The following is a 1,301-nucleotide window of genomic DNA, read 5'->3' on the forward strand; positions in this document are numbered from 1 at the left end:
TGATATGATCCCCTTATAGTAGACAGGAAAAAGAAAGCACATTAACCTGTTTACTATGGAGGGGATTTTTTCATGGGAAAAATTAGAGTCACTTACGATGTAGAATTTAAGAAACAAGCTATAGATTTATACTTAAAAGAAGGCATGAGCTATAAAACCATTGCGAAAGAATTAGGTATTCATCACTCGGTTGTAAGTCGTTGGGTGAAACACTTTGAAGCTGAAGGAATCAAAGGACTAGAAGAAAAACGCGGTAAAGCGAAAGGACCAGGTTTAGGTAGACCAAGGGTTAGACCCGAAGATCCTGAAGCTAAGATCAGACGATTAGAAGCGGAAAATGAAATGTTAAAAAAGCTCTTAGGGATGTAAAAGGAGGAATGAAAGTCGTATCCAAAATAAAAAAATTCGAAGTCATCCATGAAATGACAAAAACAGGTTATACAGTGACCATTCTATGCGATATTGCTGGTGTAACCAGAAGTGGATACTACAAATGGCTAAAACGGCATACGACGCCTTCTAAAAAACAATCAGAGGATATCGAAATTAAGAAAAAGATATTGGAGTGTCATAAAAAATTAAGAGGAATTTATGGATATAGAAGAATACAAGTGTGGCTGAAAGCCACATATAACCTTCATTTGAACCATAAGCACATCCAAAGATTGATGAGTGAACTAGGTATCAAAGCCGTAATTAGGAAAAAACGACCTTATTACGGAAAAAAAGAAGCTTATGTGATTTCAGAGAACCATCTAAATAGGGAGTTTCAGGCTTCAAAACCGAATGAGAAATGGGTAACCGATATTACCTATTTGATTTTCAATGGACAGCGCTTGTACTTATCCGCTATTAAGGATTTATACAATAATGAAATTGTTGCCKATGAAACCAGTCGTAGAAACGACTTAAAGCTTGTGTTAGATACGCTTAAAAAGGCAAAGAAAAAACGAAATGTGAAGGGAATCCTCTTACATAGTGATCAAGGATCCCAGTATACATCTCGTCAATATAATCAATTACTTAAAAAATATCAGATGAAGGCAAGTATGTCTCGAAGAGGCAACTGTTGGGATAATGCTTGTATGGAAAACTTCTTCAGTCACTTTAAGGCAGAGTGTTTTCATTTATACTCCTTCCGTAAAGCGAATGAGGTCAAACTTGCCGTGCGTAAATATATGCACTTTTATAATCATCAAAGATTTCAAAAGAAATTAAATAACCTGAGTCCATATAAATATAGAACTCAGGTTGCTTAGTTGCGCTTTTTAAATACTGTCTACTTGACAGGGGTCACTGCA

General features: G+C 35.8%; 2 protein-coding genes. Both read left to right on the plus strand.

What is annotated here, in order from left to right:
• The first annotated feature begins 72 nt into the window (after positions 1 to 72).
• The gene (locus tag AC1DS7_RS28695; protein ID WP_002135468.1) at positions 73 to 369 is read left to right on the plus strand and encodes a transposase; all 297 of its coding nucleotides are present in this window, start codon (positions 73 to 75) and stop codon (positions 367 to 369) included.
• Positions 370 to 377: 8 nt separating this feature from the next.
• Positions 378 to 1,259: an IS3 family transposase gene (locus AC1DS7_RS28700; protein WP_476999400.1), complete on the plus strand. Its 882-nt coding sequence runs from the start codon at positions 378 to 380 to the stop codon at positions 1,257 to 1,259.
• Positions 1,260 to 1,301 lie beyond the last annotated feature (42 nt).

This window comes from Bacillus sp. P4_E1 (assembly GCF_056401715.1).